The following is a 426-nucleotide window of genomic DNA, read 5'->3' on the forward strand; positions in this document are numbered from 1 at the left end:
CCAGCCGCAAGGCTGGTGGTGGGTTAGCAGCGTCAGCTGCGTCCTTATTCAGAGGAAACCGGTTACGGGTTCCATCCATCTTTCCTTCCATCCCGGCCCCCCAGGTCGCAAAAAAATCAGGCCCGCAGTCACATCGACTGCGGGCCTTTTTTTGTACAGACTATATTGTATCCGTTCTTTTATATCACAATTCCCTGCAAATGATCCACCTCGTGCTGGATGATTTCTGCCGTAAAATCTTTGAATGTCTGTTTTTGCTTTTTGAATTCCATATCCTGGAATTCTACCTGGATTTCCCTGTACCGGGTGGTTTTTCGGGTTCCGGATAGGGACAGGCAGCCTTCTTCGGTTTCGTAGGGATGTTTCTTTTTGAGAATCACCGGATTGAACATGATCAGATCCATCATCCCCAGATTCACTACGATA

The 426-nt window shown here is 47.9% G+C and carries 1 protein-coding gene; it reads right to left on the reverse strand.

Annotated features, from left to right (window positions below):
* Nucleotides 1–179 precede the first annotated feature (179 nt).
* A partial coding sequence (locus QVO43_RS08795; RefSeq protein ID WP_288174834.1) for a peptide deformylase occupies nt 180–426 on the reverse strand: 247 nt, incomplete at its 5' end.

The sequence above is a fragment of the Acidaminococcus sp. CAG:542 genome (assembly GCF_000437815.1).
GTDB lineage: Bacteria > Bacillota > Negativicutes > Acidaminococcales > Acidaminococcaceae > Acidaminococcus.